This window comes from Mesorhizobium sp. LSHC420B00 (assembly GCF_000503055.1).
GTDB lineage: Bacteria > Pseudomonadota > Alphaproteobacteria > Rhizobiales > Rhizobiaceae > Mesorhizobium.
In genome coordinates this window covers 324642-339399 of the sequence record NZ_AYVY01000001.1, presented here as the reverse complement: position 1 = coordinate 339399, position 14758 = coordinate 324642, and the positions used below count along the sequence as shown (strand labels likewise).

At 62.5% G+C, this 14758-nt stretch carries 17 protein-coding genes; 12 read left to right on the top strand and 5 right to left on the bottom strand.

The features are described 5' to 3' along the window. Positions 1-8 precede the first annotated feature (8 nt). Complete coding sequence (locus X760_RS42345; RefSeq protein ID WP_023716778.1) at positions 9-1367, bottom strand: NAD(P)/FAD-dependent oxidoreductase; 1359 nt, start codon at positions 1365-1367, stop codon at positions 9-11. 260 nt (positions 1368-1627) lie between these two features. Here X760_RS42345 and X760_RS42340 point away from each other — a divergent pair, with 260 nt between their 5' ends. Continuing rightward, complete coding sequence (locus tag X760_RS42340) at positions 1628-2344, top strand: XRE family transcriptional regulator (protein ID WP_023716777.1); 717 nt, start codon at positions 1628-1630, stop codon at positions 2342-2344. 156 nt (positions 2345-2500) lie between these two features. After that, positions 2501-2872, top strand: a complete 372-nt coding sequence (locus tag X760_RS42335) for a DUF559 domain-containing protein (RefSeq protein WP_023716776.1) — start codon at positions 2501-2503, stop codon at positions 2870-2872. A gap of 135 nt (positions 2873-3007) precedes the next feature. Here the strand turns inward: X760_RS42335 and X760_RS42330 are convergent, their stop codons facing one another. Genes X760_RS42330 through X760_RS42315 form a run of 4 tightly spaced genes read right to left on the bottom strand, consistent with a single transcriptional unit; the run spans position 3008 to position 6764 of the window. After that, complete coding sequence (locus tag X760_RS42330) at positions 3008-4048, bottom strand: DUF3445 domain-containing protein (RefSeq protein ID WP_023716775.1); 1041 nt, start codon at positions 4046-4048, stop codon at positions 3008-3010. Between the two features lie 9 nt (positions 4049-4057). Further along, the gene (locus tag X760_RS42325; RefSeq protein ID WP_023716774.1) at positions 4058-5023 is read right to left on the bottom strand and encodes a PDR/VanB family oxidoreductase; all 966 of its coding nucleotides are present in this window, start codon (positions 5021-5023) and stop codon (positions 4058-4060) included. Next, entirely contained in the window at positions 5020-5616 is a 597-nt protein-coding gene (locus X760_RS42320; protein ID WP_023716773.1) for a dimethylamine monooxygenase subunit DmmA family protein, read from the bottom strand. The genes X760_RS42325 and X760_RS42320 overlap by 4 nt, the downstream gene beginning before the upstream one ends. Positions 5617-5630: 14 nt before the next feature. After that, on the bottom strand, positions 5631-6764 hold the full coding sequence (locus X760_RS42315) for an aminomethyltransferase family protein (protein ID WP_023716772.1): 1134 nt from the start codon (positions 6762-6764) through the stop codon (positions 5631-5633). A gap of 248 nt (positions 6765-7012) precedes the next feature. On the opposite strand from X760_RS42315, the gene X760_RS42310 reads away from it, so the two are divergent. From X760_RS42310 to glnT, 10 genes are all read left to right on the top strand, one after another. Further along, complete coding sequence (locus X760_RS42310) at positions 7013-7300, top strand: hypothetical protein (protein ID WP_023716771.1); 288 nt, start codon at positions 7013-7015, stop codon at positions 7298-7300. An 11-nt stretch (positions 7301-7311) separates the two neighbouring features. Beyond that, positions 7312-7689 carry a hypothetical protein gene (locus tag X760_RS42305; protein WP_023716770.1) on the top strand — a complete coding sequence of 126 codons (378 nt, stop codon included), beginning with the start codon at positions 7312-7314 and terminating at the stop codon, positions 7687-7689. Positions 7690-7705: 16 nt separating this feature from the next. Beyond that, on the top strand, positions 7706-7867 hold the full coding sequence (locus X760_RS74210) for a hypothetical protein (protein ID WP_023716769.1): 162 nt from the start codon (positions 7706-7708) through the stop codon (positions 7865-7867). A 15-nt stretch (positions 7868-7882) separates the two neighbouring features. Further along, entirely contained in the window at positions 7883-9283 is a 1401-nt protein-coding gene (locus X760_RS42295) for an amino acid permease (protein WP_031193329.1), read from the top strand. Positions 9284-9334: 51 nt separating this feature from the next. Beyond that, positions 9335-10015, top strand: a complete 681-nt coding sequence (locus X760_RS42290; protein WP_023716767.1) for a hypothetical protein — start codon at positions 9335-9337, stop codon at positions 10013-10015. Beyond that, on the top strand, positions 10012-10332 hold the full coding sequence (locus tag X760_RS42285; protein ID WP_031193328.1) for a hypothetical protein: 321 nt from the start codon (positions 10012-10014) through the stop codon (positions 10330-10332). The genes X760_RS42290 and X760_RS42285 overlap by 4 nt, the downstream gene beginning before the upstream one ends. Positions 10333-10427: 95 nt before the next feature. Further along, positions 10428-11321, top strand: a complete 894-nt coding sequence (locus tag X760_RS42280) for a glutamine amidotransferase family protein (protein ID WP_023716765.1) — start codon at positions 10428-10430, stop codon at positions 11319-11321. A 4-nt stretch (positions 11322-11325) separates the two neighbouring features. Further along, complete coding sequence (locus X760_RS42275) at positions 11326-12060, top strand: GXGXG domain-containing protein (protein ID WP_023716764.1); 735 nt, start codon at positions 11326-11328, stop codon at positions 12058-12060. Positions 12061-12066: 6 nt separating this feature from the next. Continuing rightward, positions 12067-13395: an FMN-binding glutamate synthase family protein gene (locus tag X760_RS42270; protein WP_023716763.1), complete on the top strand. Its 1329-nt coding sequence runs from the start codon at positions 12067-12069 to the stop codon at positions 13393-13395. A 34-nt stretch (positions 13396-13429) separates the two neighbouring features. After that, the gene (gene glnT / locus X760_RS42265; protein WP_023716762.1) at positions 13430-14737 is read left to right on the top strand and encodes a type III glutamate--ammonia ligase; all 1308 of its coding nucleotides are present in this window, start codon (positions 13430-13432) and stop codon (positions 14735-14737) included. Positions 14738-14758: the final 21 nt, after the last annotated feature.

The window sequence follows — 14758 nt, the reverse complement described above, 5'->3', positions numbered from 1 at the left end:
GGACTTGCCTACTCCGCCGCCACGCCCTTCACCTCGAGATAGCTCTCCATCGAATCGTCCATCGCCTGCAGCCAGGGCGTGTGATGCAGCGGCGCCATCGTGCCGGTCATCAGCGAGCGATAGGAATGGTCGCGGAAGCCCATGATGTCTTCCGCCTTGTGGTGCTCCCACTCCATGAAGGTCTGATTGACAGCCTCGACATCGAAGCCGGGATAGTCGGTCTGCTCCATCAACTCCCTGGTGTAGTCGCCCTGGAACCAGATCATCTGCTCGGCGTCTTCCAGCGTTTCCTCGCGTGCCCGCCACTTTTTGCCGTGCTCGGCCATCGCATCGGCCGAGGGCAGTTTGATGCGGCCCATGATGACGTCGCGGGCGAACCAGGCCTGCGCGTCGAACATGTTGAAGGTGTAGAACTGGTCCTGCATGCCGATATAGGACAGCTTCAGGTTTTTCTCCCAGACGACGCCCTCGTAGAGCCCGTCCGGCCACATGCGGTTGGCGGTCTTCAGCTTCAGATCTTCGGTCAGGAACGGGAAGGAGTGGAGATAGCCGGTGCACAGGATGATGGCGTCAACGTCTTTGGTGCTGCCGTCCTTGAAATGCGCGGTCTTGCCGACGACCTTCTGCAGCAGCGGCACTTCCTTCCAGTTCTCCGGCCATCTGAAGCCCATCGGCTTCGAGCGGTAGCTGGAGGTGATCGATCTGGCGCCGTATTTGTAGCATTGCGAGCCGATGTCCTCGGCCGAATAGGAGCGGCCGATGATCAAAATGTCCTTGCCCTTGAATTCCATCGCGTCGCGGAAGTCATGGCTGTGCAGGATACGGCCGTTGAAGGTCGAAAAGCCCTCGAAATAAGGAACGTTGGGCACGGAGAAATGCCCCGAAGCGACGACGACATTGTCGAACTCTTCCGAGTAGGTGACGTCGTTGGTGCGGTCATGCGCGGTGACGGTGAACTTCTTCGTCGCATCGGAAAAGGTGACCATGCGCACCGGGCTGTTGAAGCGCACCCATTGGCGCACGCCGGATTTTTCGACACGGCCCTTGATGTAGTCCCACAGCACGGCGCGAGGCGGATAGGAGCCGATCGGCCGGCCGAAATGCTCCTCGAACGTATAGTCGGCGAATTCGAGGCATTCCTTCGGGCCGTTCGACCAGAGATAGCGGTACATCGAGCCGTGCACCGGGTCGCCGTGCTCGTCGAGGCCGGTGCGCCAGGTGTAGTTCCACAGGCCGCCCCAGTCGGACTGCTTTTCGAAGCAGACGATCTCGGGAATGTCGGCGCCGTTGTCGGCGGCCGACTTGAAGGCCCTGAGCTGGGCCATGCCGGACGGCCCGGCTCCGATGACGGCAACACGATCTTTCATTTCGGGCCTCCCGATCTCATTTCTCTAACGAAACAAATTTCACTGACAGGACAGTAATTACCCCTTCGATGCTGTCAACAGGCCTTGTCGCGAAACCCTCGTTTCACCACGCTGGATTTCCAAGCGACGCGGTAGCTCGGGCGAAATCCGGACATTGCGCAATTCGACACGGGTGGCTTGCCGTAAGAGTTGCGCTTCTGTATCGGCACCGAATATGTTCACCGTGAGTGAAATGAATCGGCAAGGTCCGGGGTGGCGAAATGGCGAAAAAAGCGACCAGTCTAAAGCCTGCGGCAGCCGCCGCGGGCAAAGCCAAGCCGTCGGTTGCTGTAATCGATCCGCGCAAGATGCGCGCGCCGCTCACCCAGAACCCGCACGCCATTCGCGACACTCGCGAAAAAGTGCTGGAGGTCGCGATCGGCCGCGAGGTGCGGGCATTCCGCAAGAAGCTCGGCATCACCGTCGCCGATCTGGCGGCCGCCACCGACATTTCGCTTGGCATGCTGTCGAAGATCGAGAACGGCATCACCTCGCCGTCGCTGACCACGTTGCAGGCGCTGTCGCGGGCACTCGGCGTTCCCGTCACCGCATTCTTCCGCCGCTTCGAGGAAGAGCGCAGCGCCGTCTTTGTCAAGGCCGGGGAAGGCCTTGACGTCGAGCGCCGCGGCACGCGCGCCGGCCACCAGTACAATCTGCTCGGCCATATCGGCTCCAACACCAGCGGCGTCGTCGTCGAACCCTATCTGATCACGCTGACCGAAGATTCCGACGTGTTTCCGACCTTCCAGCACGAAGGCATGGAGTTCCTGTATATGCTCGAAGGCGAAGTGGTTTACCGGCACGGCAGCAATCTCTACCCGATGAAGCCCGGCGACAGCCTATTCTTCGACGCCGACGCACCGCACGGACCGGAAGTGCTGACCGTTCTGCCGATGCGCTATTTGTCGATCATTTGCTACCCGCAGAGCGCGGGGTGAGCGGAGCTCGATCTCCCCTTGGTCGCCTCGTGAGGGAGATCGGCGGCTTCGCGACGGCTACTCTTTGCAGCATTGGGGATTGGCGAAGCCGAAGTGACATTCGATCTCCCCCCTTGAGGGGGAGATGTCCGGCAGGACAGAGGGGGGCGAACCGCGATGACGCATAATCTAGTATCCGCCAACAACCGCCGCAATGCGCGCAAGATGCGCAAGGTGATGACCGATGCCGAACTCAAGCTTTGGAATGAGATCAGGGCACACAGGTTGATGGGACTGGGATTTCGACGCCAGATGCCTATCGCCGGCCATGTCGTCGATTTTGCATGCCCGGACAAAAAGCTGATCGTCGAGCTTGATGGTTCCCAGCATGGCCAGGCCGAAACGTCGGAATCGGACGCTGCAAGAACCGCGAAGTTCGAAGCGCTGGGCTGGACGGTCCTGCGCTTCTGGAACGACGATGTCATTCGCGATATCGACAATGTCTGTCAGCATGTCGTGATCGTGGCTGGGCTGGGCGGCGCGTCGTGAGCTTCGCGGAGGCGCTGGGGTGGAGATTGGGCAAGGCCGGCGCTCCACGGCGCCCCCCTCTGCCCTGCCGGGCATCTCCCCCTCTAGGGGGGAGATTGGCTGCTTTAGGGCAGCGCCAACAGGGGCAAGAAAAACTCAATCCGGCCCAAACCCCGGCGACGTCGCACTGCCGTCATCCAACTTCGACAGCCATTCGACGAGCGTCGCGCGGTAGCGCGTCAGGCCCTTGTAGGTGGCGAGTTCCTCGGGCAGGTCGCGGATGACGCGGTGCAGGCGCCGTGCCCATTTCGGCTGCATCACCAGCTCGTCCATCTTGATCAGGTAACAGCGGATCGGGAACACGATCGCATTCGAGCGCGGCAGCCGCCAGAAGCTCTGCAGCTCGACGCGCAGATGAACCTTGTCGCCGACATTTTCCGGCGTCACCGTGGCGCGGTCCGGACCCCATTTGTGGTAATTTTCCGGGCTGGTATCGAGGCGCGGATTGATGGTCATCGTCCAGTTCAGCCGGCGCGCCGGCTTACCCTGCTGGATATTGGTGAGGAACTTCAGCGCCCGGACGAATATGCCCTTCTCATGCGCCAGCGGCACCGGCGCGTGCCATTCGAAGAAGTTCATGCCGATGTCGAAATCGAGCGACCAGTCGGCCTGGGTGGTGACCATGCCGGCATCCATCCACAGATTGCCGTCGCGCTGGTCGAGGATGCAGAAATCGCCCTGGCTCTGGCGGGTGATGTATTCCATCGGCCCATAGGGCAGCGTCGAGACGTCACCGAAGGTGAAGCTGTCGTCGATGCCGAGCGGCCGGTTGATCCAGCGCCAGCGGTCGCCGTCGCGGGCCAGGGTGAAATGCTCGGGATAGGCCAGCGCCTGCTGCTCCATCAAAAGCTCAAGCAGATCCCAGCCGGCCAGCGTCATGTGCGGCAGCGATTGGCAGCGCAGCGGATCCTCGGCCAGCACCAAAGCGCGGTCCTGCATCTCGGCGACATAGTGCTCGTCGACGTCGATCAAATTCTGCAGCACGCTGCCCTTCGGCCCGACGACATGCGGCTCGATGTTGACCGCATACATGTAGCTGTCTTCGTGGAACGGGAACGGGAACCGCCTGATGTGCTCGGGGCTGTTCCTGAAGGTGAAGTCGTCGCGAAAGGTTTCCTTGCGAAAGGTGATGCCCAAGCTCGCCTCCTATCTTTCCAGCACCAGCGACCGGCCCTCGAAGCGCGAGACGCAGGGCATGATCTTGCAGCCCGAACGGTGGTCTTCCTCGCTCAGCCAGTGGTCGTTGTGGATGAATTTACCGTCATGCGAAATGACGTTGGTCTCGCACTGGCCGCAGACGCCGCCGCGGCAGAGATAGGGCGGATCGACGCCGGCCGCCTCGATCGCCTCGAGCAGGCTCTGCTGCTCGTCGACACTGATGGTCTTGTCGCTGAGCGCCAGCGTCACGTCGAAGGGCGCGCCGGGCTGCGGGGCCGCGAAATGCTCGAAATGCACGGTCTCGGGAGGCCAGCCGAGGGCGGCGGCACGCTCGCGCACCCAGCCGATCATGCCGGACGGGCCGCAGACATAGAGGTGCGTGCCGAGTGGCTGCGACGACAACAGCCGGTCGAGATCGACGCGCTCGTCGCGGTCGTCGTGATAGAGCCTGACCCGGCGATCGTAGCGCTCCTTGAGCAGGTCGGCATAGGTGCCGAGCGAGGCGGTGCGGCAGGTGTAATGCAACTCGAAATTGCCGCCTTCCGCCGCCAGCTGCGCGGTCTGCGCCATGAACGGGGTGATGCCGATGCCGCCGGCCAGCATCAGATGCTTCCTGGCGCGCAGATCGAGCGAGAACAGGTTGACGGGATAGCTGACCACCATCTCGGTGCCGGGCCTGACCTGCCTGTGCATGAACAGCGAGCCGCCGCGGCCGGCGTCGTCGCGGCGAACCGAGATGGTGTATTCGCGGGTATCGAGCGGCGAGCCCATCAGCGAATAGGGATTGAGCCTGGTGCGTTCGCCATCGCGCATCTCGACGACGACATGGGCGCCGCCGGAAAAGGTCGGCAAGAGCTCGCCGTCGCGCCTGCGGAAGTGAAAGCGCGTCACCAACTCGTTGACCGGAACGACATCGCTGACGATGACGTCGAGCTTGGTGGTGCCGGTGCTCATCGAAAGACCTCCTCCGTCGGAGGAATTTCACTGCGGTCCTCGGCGTTGATGCAGACGCCCTGAAAGGCGGCGAGCCGCCGCGAATAGTGATCGCGCACCAGAAGCAGCAGGCCGCAATGCGAACAGGTCGCCGGCTGCGTCGTGACATTCTCGGTGATGCCCTTGCAGTGGACGCACTGCATGCGGCGCGCCAGCGAGCCGCGATGCTCGGTCTGGATCGAGGTGTGGTCGATGCCGGCTTCGAGCGCCGCCTGCATGGCCTGGCCGATCAGCCCTTCGGTGCCGGCAAGGTAGAGCCTGAGTCCCATATGCGCGTTTGCCAGCGTCTGCTTCAGCCGCGGCAAAGCGCTGGCAAAGGAATGGCCGAGGTAGAACTGCGCCGGCTTCAGCGCTTCGAGCACATCGGCATATTTGCTGTCGCGGCCGGGAATGAAAATGATGTGGGCGCCGCCGAAGAAATCCGCCGGTGCCTTGGCGGCCAGATCGGCAATGGCCAGCGCTCCCTCTGCATCCGCTATGAAAAGATGATGCTTGCCGGGCTGCGGAGACAGGGTCCCATAGACCGGCCGGCTGATGATGCTTTTCGCTGCCATACCCGCAGTATGCCTCAGCCTTTCGCCGTGCGCTTGGTCTTCTTCGGATCGTCGAACGGAAGCGGCTCGGCGGTTGCGCTGATGGCGCCGCTCTTGTTGCGGATCTCGAGCCTGGTGCCTTGTACCGCGCAGTCGACGTCGAGCCGGGCGATGCCCATCGATTTTTTGACCAGCGGCGAATACATGGCGCAGGTCACCACGCCGACTTTTTTGCCGTCGCGATAGACTGGCGCGCCCTCGTCGGCCGGCTCCTTGCCTTCGAGCAGCACGCCGAAGATCTTGAAGCGCTCCTTGCCCTTGAGGCGATAATGCTCCTCGGCGCCGCGAAAGCCTGTCTTGCCGGGGCTGACGGTGAAATCGAGGCCGAGCTCCCACAGCGTGTCGCCGGGGCCTTCGTTCTCGAACGGGTATTTCTGCGAATTGTCGTAGGGGTAAAACAGCAGGTAGCTCTCGACGCGCAGCATGTCGAGCGTGGTGAAGCGGCACGGGATGATGCCGGCGCTCTTGCCCTCGTCGAGGATCCTGTCCCAGATCGTGCCGGCGTCCTGGCCACGGCAGAAGATCTCGTAGCCGCGCTCGCCGGTGTAGCCAGTGCGCGAGATCATCACCGGCAAGCCGAACAGCTGCGTCTGCATGTGATGGAAATAGTTGAGGTCGCGAATGCCCGGCACATGCTTTGCCAGATAGTCGACGGCGGTCGGGCCTTGCAGCGAAAGGTCGTGCAGATTGTCATCGAAGCGCAGCGACACGTCACGACCGACCGAAGCGCGCTGCAGCTCTTCATGGCCGGTGCCCGAGCCATGCACCACCATCCAGGAATTCGGGCCGGTGCGGTAGAGGATGCAGTCGTCGGTGAACTTGCCGGCCTCGTTCAGCATGCAGGCATAGGCCGACTTGCCGGGATAGATCTTTTCGACGTCGCGCGTCGTCGCCAGGTCGATCAGGTGCGAGGCGTGCGGCCCGGTGATGTGGACCTTCTTCAAGCCGGACACGTCCATCAGGCCAGCCTTGGTGCGGATGGCGATATACTCTTCGTCGGCGTCCTTGTCGTAGGTCCACGCGGTGCCCATGCCGCTCCAGTCTTCGAGCTTCGAGCCGAGCGCGCGATGGCGGTCCGCAAGGGCCGAAAATCTCCAGGATGCCGTCATCCGCTGGTCCTCCGTTCGAAAAAACTTCTTGCTTTCCCCTGCTCCCTGGCGGGAGCGTTGCCCGAATATTGATCGCAAACGCCGAGAGCCTGCAATACCCGCAAGCAAATAATTTCATTGTCAGGCAAAATCCGGCTGGTCAAACAAACAGTTAACGTTGCGTAAAATCGTCTTGACAATTGCGGAGTTCGGCTTGAAGTTATGAAAAAAATTTCACTCTCTTGAAAGAGAGCGATGGAGGGGAACCGATGTCCGACATGCAGCAGCGCATTGAAGCCCTGTACCGTTCCGACCTTCGTGGATCGGTGCTCCTAATCGTCTGTCTGTGGGCGACGATCCTCTTCGTCCTCTTCATGACATGGCCGTACATCCCCGACGCAGGCATCAAGCTAGTCGTCGCGGTCGCTGCCGCCGCGGTGCTGATCTTCAACACGGCCGCCATCCTGGCGATGGTCAACCACTACAAGGAAGACAAGGACTTCATCTACGGCCTCGACATCAAGAATGCCGACGCTTACCGCAACCGCAAGTCCTGAGGGGGAGACGCATGGCCCGCTACACACCGCCCGAACAGAGCAAGGCCGGACAGGTTTTCGATATCGCCGTCGTCGTGGTCGCGATTTTTGTCGCGCTGTGGCTGCCGCTGAAACTGGGGCTGGCAGGGGCGGCAAAATCCATCGACGCGCTCGACGCCAAGACGTGGGAAGCGCTCGGCCAGAACCCGACCATGGCCTCGATCTGGGAAAAGCTCGGCTACACGCCGGAAACCGCGCACGACATCATCCAGAACCGGTTCCACTACATCATCGACTGGCCGACGCTGATCATCATGGCCGCAGTGCTGATCGGCTATTTCATCTTTCTGTTCCGCGCATCGGACCGCGAATACCGCGACGTCATCAACGAAAAATTCGACGACAAATAAACCGGGAAGCATCGTCATGTGGGTGGCACTATCTTACGCATGCTGGGGCATCTCGATCGTGCTCGCGCTGTGGATGCTCTACGACTGGTTCAAGATCGACACGACATTTTCCGAAGACGTGCTGACCTCGTCCAGGGAAGGCGAACTTGAAGCCGTGTCCGAAAAACACCGGATCTGAGTAGGGGATTGAACGATGACGGTCACGCTTGAACCGGCAGTGCAAGTGCAAGGCGACAGGGTTTCGCTGCTCAGGGTGCTCGGCCCCGCCCATGTCTGGGCACTCGGCGTCGGCATTGTTCTGGTCGGAGAATTCACCGGCTGGAATTTCGCGGCGGACAAGGGCGGCGCGCTGGCGGCGCTGATCGTCTGCTGGATCGTCGGCCTGCTCTACACCTCGGTCGCCATGATCGATTCCGAAGTCACCTCAACGGTTGCCGCCGCCGGCGGCCAATATGCGCAGGCAAAGCACATTGTCGGGCCGCTGATGGCCTTCAACGTCGCGCTGTTCCTGGTCTTTGCCTACACCATGCTCGAAGTGTCGGACGCTATCCTGCTCGGCGACACGATCGTCGCCAAGGCCGGCGTCGAAGGCCTCAACCACAATTCCTTCATCGCCGCGACCATCGTCGTGCTGGCATGGCTGAACTATCGCGGCGTGCTGATGACGCTCAACGTAAACTTCGTCATCACCGCCATCGCCTATGTCTCGATCGTCATCCTGTTCTTCTCGGTCAGCCCGTGGACGCAAGGCGCCGTGCTCAAGCTGAACGAGCTGGTCACCCCCGGCAACGCCCTGCCCTATGGCTGGATCGGCGTCATCGCCGCCTTCCAGTTCGGCATCTGGTACTATCTCGGCATCGAGGGCACCACGCAGGCCGCCGAGGAAGTTCGCTCGCCGGCGCGCTCGCTGCCTTACGGCACGATGGCCGGCATGATTACGCTTTTGATCGCCGCCGCCATGACCTGGTATGTCTGCGCCTCGCTGATGCCCTGGGAATATCTCGGCATCACCTATTATCCGCTCTGGGACGCAGGCAAGCTGACCGGCAGCCCGCTGCTGGAGAACCTGTTGTTCATCGCGACGCTGCTTGCTGCACTTGCTTCGGCCAATGGCTGCATCAACGACGCCGCGCGCGCCTGGTTCTCGCTTGGCCGCGACCGCTATCTGCCGACCTGGTTCTCGGCGGTGCATCCGAAATACCGCACGCCCTATCGCTCGATCCTGTTCCTGCTGCCGATCGCGCTGGCCTTTGCCTTCATCGCCGACCTCAACCAGGCGATCACCTTCTCGATCCTGTCGGGCGTGCTGCAATACACCTTCATGAGCATCAACATCATCATGTTCAGGAAGAAGTGGCCGCTCGGCTCGATCCGCCGCGGCTACACCCATCCCTTCCATCCGCTGCCGGCGATCGTGCTGTTCTGCCTTTGCGTGGTCACCTTCTTTGCGATCTTCCTCGGCTTCGGCTCGCAGCTGATCGCCATGGTCGCCTTCTACTTCCTGATCTCGCTATGGTTCCATTTCTACCGCTACAGATTCGTGCGCCGCGGTGCCCAGTTCACCATGCCGTGGCCGAAACCACAGGGGTACTGACAGGAGGGCGCGCCCTGTCTGGGCGGGCATTTGCGTGACGAGGTGCGTTAGGTGATCTCAGCATTGCTCGCCGGGGCGGTTGCCCTGGCTCTCGTCCTCCACATGACCTGGTTTGCGCGCGCCAACCGCAACAAGGCTTCGACCGCACTTGCCGCCGACGAAGCGGGACTTCGCGAAATCATTCCCGACGTGGCCAACGTCTCGGACGGCACCGCCGGCGTCGTCACCTTCGCCGGCTCGTGGAACGGCCGGCGGGTGCAGGTACGGACCATCGTTGACACGCTGGCGATCAGGAAGCTGCCAGCGCGCTGGCTGAGCGTTTCGATCAACGAAAAAGTCGCGGTGCCAGGCACTTTCGACATGATGATGCGGCCAGGATCGCCGACGACTTTTTCCAATTTCGATCATCTCGACCATACACTGCCGAAGGCGGCGGAATTTCCAGCCGAAGCGGTGCTGCGGAGCGACCGCAAGGGCGTGCGCTTCCCTGACGCCATTATCACCGACCACCTCGATGTCTTTGTCGAGGGGCGCGCCAAGGAATTGCTGATCACGCCGAACGGCGTGCGCATCGTCTGGCTGCTGGCCGAGGCCGAGCGGGCGCGCTATGGCGTGTTCCGGCAAGCCGAATTCGGCACGGTCAGGCTCGATCCGGCGCTGGTCGAGAGGCTGCTGTCGTCGGCGTCGGCACTGCGCGATGCCATCAATCAAAGCGAACGGCAAGCGGCATGAGCAGGCAGAGCACCACCTCCCCCGCGCCACCGAACCCGTATCTGGTTCTCGGCGCCGCGATCGTCTTGCCGGCGAGCGGGCATGTCGTGCTAGGTGTGCCGGTGCGCGGCCTGCAGTTCCTGTTTTTCATGGTGATCCTGGCCTGGGTCACCGCCAAGATCGCGCCGCCGGATGCCAGCTTCATCGGCCGGCATGCCGGCGGCTTCCTGATCTATGCCCTGTCGATCCTGGATGCCTACAAGATCGCCCGCGTCCGCCATGCCAAATGGGTTCACAATGGCGGCAAGCGCAGCGATAGTGCGGCCGGCAGCGCCTGAGCCGATATATAACGACAGGAAAATTTTTTTCATACTAATTGAATTCCCGGGACTCATTCGATACATCTCCAAGGGAACAAATCTCGGAGCCTGACATGTGCGGAATCGTCGGACTGTTTTTGAAGGACAAGTCGCTTGAGCCCCAGCTTGGCGCGATGCTGTCGGAGATGCTGATCTCGCTCAGCGATCGCGGTCCCGACAGCGCCGGCATCGCCATCTATGGCGCGTCTTCCAATGAAGCCAAGATCACCATCCAGTCGGCCAAGCCGGAGCGCGATTTCCGCGGCCTCGACGCCGACCTCGCCAAGGCGATCGGCGCGCCGGTGAGCTTGGCTGCGAAGTCGACGCATGCGGTGGTCAGGACGACGCCTGCCAAGATCGACGAAGCGCGCGAGGCGATCCAGGCGCTGCGCCCCGACATCCGCATCATGGGCGCCGGCGACGTCGTCGAGATCTACAAGGAAGTCGGCTTGCCGGAAGCGGTCGTCGATCGGTTCGGCGTCCGCGAGATGACCGGCACGCACGGCATCGGCCATACCCGCATGGCGACCGAATCGGCGGTGACGACGATGGGCGCGCATCCGTTCTCGACCGGCGCCGACCAGTGCCTGGTGCATAATGGCTCGCTGTCCAACCACAACAATGTCCGCCGCGAGCTGATCCGCGAAGGCATGACATTCGAGACCGAGAACGACACCGAAGTCGCGGCCGCCTATCTCTCCTCGCAGATGGCGCATGGCAAGAACCTCGGCGAGGCGCTGGAAGGCACGCTGAGCGACCTCGACGGCTTCTTCACCTTCGTCGTCGGCACCAAGAATGGCTTCGGCGTGGTGCGCGATCCGATCGCCTGCAAGCCCGCCGTGATGGCCGAAACCGACCAGTATGTCGCCTTCGGCTCGGAATATCGTGCGCTGACCAAACTGCCCGGCATAGACAATGCGAAGGTCTGGGAACCCGAGCCCGCAACCGTCTATTTCTGGGAGCATTGATCTTATGCCGGCAATTAACCTCTCCAAGGCCGCGCGCGAGCCGGGCCAGGCATCGAGGGTCTTCGACCTGGCCGAAATGTCGCTGCGCGAGCTCAACCAGGCGCTGCACGATCTGGCTCCCGGTTCGAACGAGACCGCCTGGGAGGTACTGCATCCGCGCGGCAGCCATTCGGTCGCCGTCGGCGTCGACCAGCCGGTCGCCATCGATGTCCGCGGCAGCGTCGGCTATTATTGCGGCGGCATGAACGACGGCGGCACCATCACCGTGCATGGTTCGGCCGGGCCCGGCGTTGGCGAAAACATGATGTCCGGCCAGATCGTCGTCAAAGGCGATGCCAGCCAGTATGCCGGCGCCACCGGCCGGGGCGGGCTGCTGGTCATCGAAGGCAATGCGTCGTCGCGCTGCGGAATCTCGATGAAAGGCATCGACATCGTCGTCCACGGCAATATCGGCCACATGTCGGCCTTCATGGCGCAATCCGGCAACCTCGTGGTGCTGGGCGATGCCGGCGATGCGCTCGGCGATTCCATCTACGAGGCGCGGCTCTTCGTGCGCGGCAAGGTCGAAAGCCTCGGCGCCGACTGCATCGCCAAGGAGATGCGGCCCGAACACCTGGAATTGCTGCAAAACCTGCTCGACCGTGCCGGCGTGACCGGCGTCAAGGCGGCGGAGTTCAAGCGCTACGGTTCGGCGCGCACGCTTTACAATTTCAATATCGACAACGCCGATGCGTATTGAGGCAGCATGACCTATCGCAACCCGCCGACGACGCCGCGCAAATCCGCGACCTTCGACGACTATACGCTTTCCGAGATCCGCCGCGCCGCGGCGACCGGCATCTATGATATCAGGGGCGCCGGCGCCAAGCGCAAGCTTCCGCATTTCGACGACCTTCTGTTCCTCGGCGCTTCGATCTCGCGCTATCCGCTCGAAGGCTATCGCGAGCGCTGCGACACCAGCGTCGTGCTCGGTTCGCGCTATGCGAAGAAACCGATCGAGCTGAAGATCCCGATCACCATTGCTGGCATGAGCTTCGGCTCGCTGTCCGGTCCGGCCAAGGAAGCGCTCGGCCGCGGGGCGACGCTGTCCGGCACCTCGACCACCACCGGCGACGGCGGCATGACCGAGGAAGAGCGCGGCCATTCGAAGACGCTGGTTTACCAGTACCTGCCGTCGCGCTACGGCATGAACCCCCGCGATCTGCGCCGCGCCGATGCGATCGAGGTGGTCGTCGGCCAGGGCGCCAAGCCCGGGGGCGGCGGCATGCTGCTCGGCCAGAAGATTTCCGACCGCGTTGCCGAAATGCGCACGCTGCCGAAAGGCATCGACCAGCGCTCGGCCTCGCGCCACCCCGACTGGACCGGGCCGGACGACCTCGAGATCAAGATCCTCGAACTGCGCGAAATCACCGATTGGGAAAAGCCGATCTACGTCAAGGTCGGCGGCGCGCGGCCCTATTATGATACCGCGCTTGCCGTGAAATCGGGCGCCGATGTCGTCGTCGTCGACGGCATGCAGGGCGGCACGGCGGCAACCCAGGAAGTGTTCATCGAAAATGTCGGCCAGCCGACGCTTGCCTGCATCAGGCCGGCTGTGCAGGCGCTGCAGGATCTCGGCATGCACCGCAAGGTGCAGCTGATCGTCTCCGGCGGCATACGCAACGGCGCCGACGTCGCCAAGGCGCTGGCGCTCGGCGTCGACGCGGTGTCGATCGGCACGGCAGCGCTTGTCGCGCTCGGCGACAATGACCCGCGCTGGGAAGCGGAATACAACGAGCTCGGCACCACCGCCGGCGCCTATGACGACTGGCATGAGGGACGCGACCCGGCCGGCATCACCACGCAGGATCCCGAGCTAATGAAACGGGTCGATCCGATTGCGGCCGGACGACGGCTGGCGAACTATCTTAAGGTAATGACACTTGAGGCTCAGACAATCGCCCGCGCTTGCGGCAAGAACAGCCTGCACAATCTCGAGCCCGAGGATCTTGTCGCCTTGACGATCGAAGCCGCCGCCATGGCCGGCGTGCCGCTGACCGGCACCAACTGGATACCGGGCAAGAACGGCTTCTAAGACAAACCAAAATGCCAGTAAGCGAGGAATTATAATGGGGAACGATCTCGCCGCCTTCGCCAAGGAGAAGGGCGTCAAATATTTCATGATATCCTACACCGACCTGTTCGGCGGGCAGCGTGCCAAGCTGGTGCCGTCGCAGGCGATCGCCGACATGCAGCGGGACGGCGCCGGCTTTGCCGGCTTTGCTACCTGGCTCGACCTGACGCCGGCGCATCCCGACATGCTGGCCGTGCCGGATCCGGATTCGGTGATCCAGTTGCCGTGGAAGCCCGAAGTCGCCTGGGTCGCCGCCAACTGCATGATGGACGACAAATCGGTCGAGCAGGCGCCGCGCAACACGCTGAAGCGGCTGATCGCCGAGGCCGCCGGCGACGGCATGCACATCAAGACCGGCGTCGAGGCCGAGTTCTTCCTGATCTCGCCGGACGGCAAGACGATTTCCGACGAATACGACACGGCGTCGAAGCCCTGCTACGACCAGCAGGCGGTGATGCGCCGCTACGACGTCATCGCCGAGATCTGCGACCATATGCTGGCGCTCGGCTGGGGCGCCTACCAGAACGACCATGAGGACGCCAACGGCCAGTTCGAGATGAACTGGGCCTTCGACGATGCTCTGGCGACCGCCGACAAGCATTCCTTCTTCAAATTCATGGTGAAATCCGTTGCCGAAAAGCACGGGCTGCGCGCGACCTTCATGCCGAAGCCGTTCCAGGGCCTGACCGGCAATGGCTGCCATGCCCACATCTCGGTTTGGGACAGGGACGGCAAGACCAATGTCTTTGCCGATAATGCGATGGAACTCGGCCTGTCGGCCAAGGGCAGGAATTTCCTCGGCGGCATCATGAAACATGCTTCCGCGCTTGCCGCCATCACCAACCCGACGGTCAATTCCTACAAGCGCATCAACGCACCGCGCACCATCTCCGGCGCCACCTGGGCGCCGAACACCGTGACCTGGACCGGCAACAACCGCACCCACATGGTGCGCGTGCCCGGCCCCGGCCGCTTCGAGCTGCGCCTGCCCGACGGCGCGGCAAACCCCTATCTGCTGCAGGCCGTGATCATCGCCGCCGGGCTCGACGGTGTCCGCTCGAAGGCCGATCCCGGCCGGCGCTACGACATCGACATGTACCAGTTCGGCCATACGGTCGAAGGGGCGCCGAAGCTGCCGCTCAACCTGCTCGACGCATTGCGCGAGTTCGACAACGACAAATCGCTCAAGGCGGCGCTGGGTGAGGAATTCTCGTCGGCCTATCTAAAGCTCAAGCAACAGGAATGGAATTCCTATGCTTCCCACTTCACCCAGTGGGAGCGCGACCACACGCTCGACATCTGATCCGGAATTGTTGCACGCCCG

Excerpts from the sequence above, each read along its gene's own strand:
- X760_RS42345 (WP_023716778.1), bottom strand. The coding sequence starts at position 1,367 with ATGAAAGATCGTGTTGCCGTCATCGGAGCCGGGCCGTCCGGCATGGCC.
- X760_RS42340 (WP_023716777.1), top strand. The coding sequence starts at position 1,628 with ATGGCGAAAAAAGCGACCAGTCTAAAGCCTGCGGCAGCCGCCGCGGGC.
- X760_RS42335 (WP_023716776.1), top strand. The coding sequence starts at position 2,501 with ATGACGCATAATCTAGTATCCGCCAACAACCGCCGCAATGCGCGCAAG.
- X760_RS42325 (WP_023716774.1), bottom strand. The coding sequence starts at position 5,023 with ATGAGCACCGGCACCACCAAGCTCGACGTCATCGTCAGCGATGTCGTT.
- X760_RS42320 (WP_023716773.1), bottom strand. The coding sequence starts at position 5,616 with ATGGCAGCGAAAAGCATCATCAGCCGGCCGGTCTATGGGACCCTGTCT.
- X760_RS42315 (WP_023716772.1), bottom strand. The coding sequence starts at position 6,764 with ATGACGGCATCCTGGAGATTTTCGGCCCTTGCGGACCGCCATCGCGCG.
- X760_RS42310 (WP_023716771.1), top strand. The coding sequence starts at position 7,013 with ATGTCCGACATGCAGCAGCGCATTGAAGCCCTGTACCGTTCCGACCTT.
- X760_RS42305 (WP_023716770.1), top strand. The coding sequence starts at position 7,312 with ATGGCCCGCTACACACCGCCCGAACAGAGCAAGGCCGGACAGGTTTTC.
- X760_RS74210 (WP_023716769.1), top strand. The coding sequence starts at position 7,706 with ATGTGGGTGGCACTATCTTACGCATGCTGGGGCATCTCGATCGTGCTC.
- X760_RS42295 (WP_031193329.1), top strand. The coding sequence starts at position 7,883 with ATGACGGTCACGCTTGAACCGGCAGTGCAAGTGCAAGGCGACAGGGTT.
- X760_RS42285 (WP_031193328.1), top strand. The coding sequence starts at position 10,012 with ATGAGCAGGCAGAGCACCACCTCCCCCGCGCCACCGAACCCGTATCTG.
- X760_RS42280 (WP_023716765.1), top strand. The coding sequence starts at position 10,428 with ATGTGCGGAATCGTCGGACTGTTTTTGAAGGACAAGTCGCTTGAGCCC.
- X760_RS42275 (WP_023716764.1), top strand. The coding sequence starts at position 11,326 with ATGCCGGCAATTAACCTCTCCAAGGCCGCGCGCGAGCCGGGCCAGGCA.
- X760_RS42270 (WP_023716763.1), top strand. The coding sequence starts at position 12,067 with ATGACCTATCGCAACCCGCCGACGACGCCGCGCAAATCCGCGACCTTC.
- glnT (WP_023716762.1), top strand. The coding sequence starts at position 13,430 with ATGGGGAACGATCTCGCCGCCTTCGCCAAGGAGAAGGGCGTCAAATAT.